This window comes from Nocardiopsis chromatogenes YIM 90109, assembly GCF_000341185.1.
Taxonomy (GTDB): Bacteria; Actinomycetota; Actinomycetes; order Streptosporangiales; family Streptosporangiaceae; genus Nocardiopsis_A; species Nocardiopsis_A chromatogenes.
Map to the genome: position 1 here is coordinate 1 of NZ_ANBH01000280.1, position 4134 is coordinate 4134.

Consider the following 4134-nt stretch of genomic DNA (forward strand, 5'->3'; position numbering starts at 1 on the left):
GGACGTGACTGGTTCCCCGCCTCGGCCGGGGGAGGAGCCTCTGGCTACGTCGACGACGATGGGGAACGATTCGCGGCCGCTTTTGGGAACGGCCTGCCGTCGTCGGCACCGGCTGATATCGACGATCGGGCGACACGTGAGCCTGGAGTGTGCGGATCTCCTGCGGGACCTTGGCGGCGGGCGGTGGCACGCGCGCGGAGGTGCGCTGCGCCTCCCGTCCGGCCGTCCAGGCAGGGGCGCGGCGTACCACCCCGGGCCGCGGCGTGCTGCGGCCGGTGTCGCCTGCGGGGCGGTACGCCGCACCGAACCCGCGACGTGGCGAGTATGTCGACGAGATGTGAGAGCGCGTGTGCGCCGGTTCCGCCAGTGCTGTGATGACTCGGTGCGAGGCGGTGTCGGCGGGTTCCGGGCCTTCCTCATCGGTGGGCGTGGTCGCCGCTCGTCGGTCCTCGTGGACGGTCGTCCTCGCTTCGCTACGGGCGGCTCCACCTTCACCAGCGGCTTCGCAGACGGCGGGCGGGGTCGACCGCCAAGGAAGGGCAGGCAGGGTGCGCCCCGTCGCACGCGGTGCTGTCAGGGCTCATCGACACGGCCCTGCGGTGAACGGGGGCGTCGTCGAGTCTCATCGACAATCGCTCTCCGCTTCACGAACAAACTCAACGCGGCCTTCCCCTGCCCCGGCGACACGTCCACGGCCGCCTCGGGAGCGTTCCCGGGAGCCATCGGGACACGTTCCCGCTACTGGCCGACAAAGCCGGACGTCAGTCCGCCGAGCCGCGGTACAGCGCGGCCGCCTCCTCCATGTGGCGGGCCACGGCCCGCCGTACCTCCGGGGGGTCGAGGACCTCGATGTCGGAGCCGAACCGGGAGAACTCGTGCACCGCGACGGTCACCGACTCGGTGGTCAGGCGCGCCTCGCGGCGGCCGTCGGCGCGGACCGGCCCGTACTCGGCCTGGGCGGCGGTGCGGGGCGAGCACAGCACCGGCACCAGCTCGGCGCCCTGAGCGGTGAGCAGTACCCGGGTGTGCAGGGTGTGGCGGGAGCTCTCGAACTCCTCGGCCCAGGCGCGCCAGGAGGCGGGCAGGTCGAACCCCTCGGGGCGGGTGAAGGAGCACCCGGTGTCCTCCAGTGCGCCGATGCGCTCGACCCGGTAGGTGCGCGGGGGCTTCTCACTCCCGCCGGGCTCCGGGGTCGGCCGGGCCACGAAGTACCAGGTGTCGCCCTTGAGGACCAGCCCCAGCGGGTCGAGGGTGCGCTCGACGCGGGTGTCGTCGAAGCGCCGGTAGGACACCCGCACGGTGCGCGACTCCCAGACCGCCTCGGCCAGCGGAGCCAGGAACGGGGTGGCGGCGGGGCGGCGCCACCAGGCGGTGGTGTCCAGGTGGAACCGGGCGGACACCCGCTCGGCGCGCTCGCGCAGCGTGTCGGGCATGGCCGCGTGCAGTTTGAGCTGGGCCAGCGCCAGGTCCGAGCCGAGTCCCAGGTCGCCTGCGGGGCCGGGCATGCCGGTGAAGGCCAGCGAGTGCGCCTCGCCCTCGGTGAGCCCGGTCAGGCGGGTGCGGTAGCCCTCCATCAGCCGGTAGCCGCCCCCCGTCCCCCGCTCGGCGTAGATCGGCACCCCTGCGGTGCTCAGGGCCTCGGCGTCCCGGTAGACGGTGCGCTCGGAGCACTCCAGCTCCTCGGCGAGCTCGGCGGCGGTCATCCGGCCGCGGTTCTGCAGCAGCAGGAGCAGGGAGAGCAGGCGGTCAGCGCGCATGGCACCAGTATGGGGCGGATTCCTGACAAGTGCTGTCAGGCTTCACGGGAGGGGGCCGGGGGCCGGGGTCCGCCGCGCGCGGCGTCCCGGGGCCGCCGCCCGTGCCGCTCGGCTTCGGCCCGCTCCCGGTCGGTGCGGGTGAGGGCGTACTCGACCTCGCCGTGCTCGGCCCCGGGGATGGGAGGGGCGTCGAGTGCGAACGTGCGCACCAGGCGCATGCCGAGCTTCTCCATGACGCGGCGGGAGCCGGTGTTGACGGCCATGGTCCGGGCGAAGACGCGGCGCACGGACGGGTCGGCGAACGCGGTGCCGAGCAGGGCGAACGAGCCCTCGGTGGCCAGCCCGCGGCCCCAGTGGGCGCGGGCGAGCCGGTAGCCGAGTTCGGGCTCGGCGGGGTCGCCGCCGTGCGGGTGGCGCAGGTGGAACCAGCCGAGGAAGGCGCCGCCGGTGTCCTGGGCGATCCAGTACCCCCGCTCCGGGTAGGCGCGGTACCACCCCTGGTACCTGCGGATATTGCCGTCGATGTCCGCGGGCGCGGAGGGGCGCCCGCCGGTCAGGTACCGCATGACCTCGGGGTCGGAGTCGAGCCCCAGCAGGAGCGGGGCGTCGTCGGGGGTGATCCGCCGCAGGACCATCCGGTCGGTGGTCAGGAAGACCTGCATGTCCGCTCCGTTCGTGCCGTCCGTCCGGCGTCGGCGGGGCCGCTCGCGCGCGTCCCGCGCGGCGCACCGTACAGGCGCGCGCCACGGAGGGGCGAGTGGTTTTCCCGCCGTGCGGGGGCTGCCGGGCGGCGCCCGGCCCAGGAGGGGGCCGCAGTCGGAGGCGCGCACGACATCGCGGGCGCGATCAGGGTCTCGTCGACGAGCAGGCGGGACACGTGCCCAAGGGCGGGCGTGAGGCCGTCGGTTGACGTCCGTGGGATTTCCGTGGGATTTCCGTCCGGCCAGGCCAGTGCGATCGTCGCGGCGCTGGGGTGGCCCAGCCCCTGCGTCGGCGTCCCGACCGGCGCCCTGCCTGTCGGCGGGCCGCATTCGGCCGCCCGCCCATGGCGGTCGCGGCCTCCGAAAGTTCCACCACCCAAGCGGACGCCGTCCGGCGGTCGGGCGCCATGAGAGCCCTCCGCGCCGTCGTGGTAGGGCGCGGACGGTGTGGGGGCGGGGCCGGGGCGGCCTCCGCCCCCGACCCGCCGGGCCCGAACCGAGGTTTCGGGTCGGAATGTTAGCGTGACGAAAATACACAAAGTAGCCTGATGATCACGGGTGGGCGATGACCTCACGCGAAGCGGGCACACCGGGCACACCGGGCAATGCGGTGACGGGCGGCCGCCACGGCGTGGTGGTGCAGGCCGGAACCGTCCACGGCGGCATCCACCTGGGCACCGTCCCCGGGTCCGCCCCCGCCGCTCCTCTCCGGCCTCCCCGGGCCCCCGCCCGCATGGCCGACCGCCTCCGCGAACTGTCCCTCCTGCGCCACGAGGCCCACCGGGCGCTCACCTCACGGGAGCCCCGCATCGCCGTCCTCACCGGGACCGGCGGCGTGGGAAAGACCGCCGTCGCCGCCCGCTTCCTGGAGACCGACGGGCCGCGCTTCGCGGACGGCCACCTCACCGCCGACCTGGCCGCCTTCGCGCACTCCGGGCCCGCCGACCCCGCCGCCGTCCTCGCCCACCTCCTGCGCGCCCTGGGCGTGCGCCCCGAGGAGGTCCCCGCCGACCTCCCCGGGCGCGCCCGGCTCTTCCAGGCCCGCACCGAGGGCCGCAGCATGCTGCTGCTGCTCGACGACGCCGCGAGCGCCGCCCAGGCCGCCGCGCTCCTGCCCGGAGGCGGCGCCCACCTGACCGTCGTCACCACGCGCCTGCACCCGGCCGCGCTGCTCGTCCGCGGGGCCCGCATCACCCGGGTGCGCCCGCTGCCCCGCGACCACGCCGCCGGGCTGCTGCGCGGGCTGGTCAGCGCGGGCCTGGCCGGGGCGCCCGAGGCCGGAGCATCCGGCGGCGGCCGCGCCACCGGCGGGGAACCCGCGCCCCTCAGGGGCCCCGAGGAGGCCGAACGGCTGGCCGAGCTGTGCGGGCACCTGCCTCTGGCGCTGTGCGCCGTCGCCGGGCGCCTGGTGCTGCGGCCCGGCCGGCCCGCCGCACGCATGGTCGAGGAGCTCGAAGGCGAGCGGCGGCGCCTTTCGGCCCTGAGCGGTGACGAGGAGGTGTCCGTGCGCTCGGCCCTGGACGTGTCCTACGCCGGACTGGAGCCGCCGACGGCCCGCCTGTACCGCCTGCTGGGCCTGCACCCGGGCCCAGACGCCTCCCCGGAGGCGGCGGCGCTGCTCGCCGGGACCGACCGGTACACCGCCGAGGCCGGTGCCGAGCGGCTCCCCCCCCCCG

Annotated in this window: 3 protein-coding genes; 1 reads left to right on the forward strand and 2 read right to left on the reverse strand. The window is 75.8% G+C overall.

Features of this window, described 5'->3' with window-relative positions; translation table 11 throughout:
- Positions 1–761: 761 nt before the first annotated feature.
- Positions 762–1757 (reverse strand): helix-turn-helix transcriptional regulator, encoded by a 996-nt coding sequence (locus tag D476_RS0125485; RefSeq protein ID WP_017626745.1) that lies wholly within the window; start codon positions 1755–1757, stop codon positions 762–764.
- Positions 1758–1792: 35 nt separating this feature from the next.
- Entirely contained in the window at positions 1793–2419 is a 627-nt protein-coding gene (locus D476_RS0125490) for a GNAT family N-acetyltransferase (protein ID WP_017626746.1), read from the reverse strand.
- Positions 2420–3023: 604 nt separating this feature from the next.
- On the opposite strand from D476_RS0125490, the gene D476_RS34525 reads away from it, so the two are divergent.
- Positions 3024–4134: AAA family ATPase (locus tag D476_RS34525; protein ID WP_338036261.1), on the forward strand; the 1111-nt coding region annotated here is incomplete at its 3' end.

What these genes read in the sequence shown, in the direction of transcription:
- D476_RS0125485 (WP_017626745.1), bottom strand. Translation starts at nt 1,757, where the DNA reads ATGCGCGCTGACCGCCTGCTCTCCCTGCTCCTGCTGCTGCAGAACCGC.
- D476_RS0125490 (WP_017626746.1), bottom strand. Translation starts at nt 2,419, where the DNA reads ATGCAGGTCTTCCTGACCACCGACCGGATGGTCCTGCGGCGGATCACC.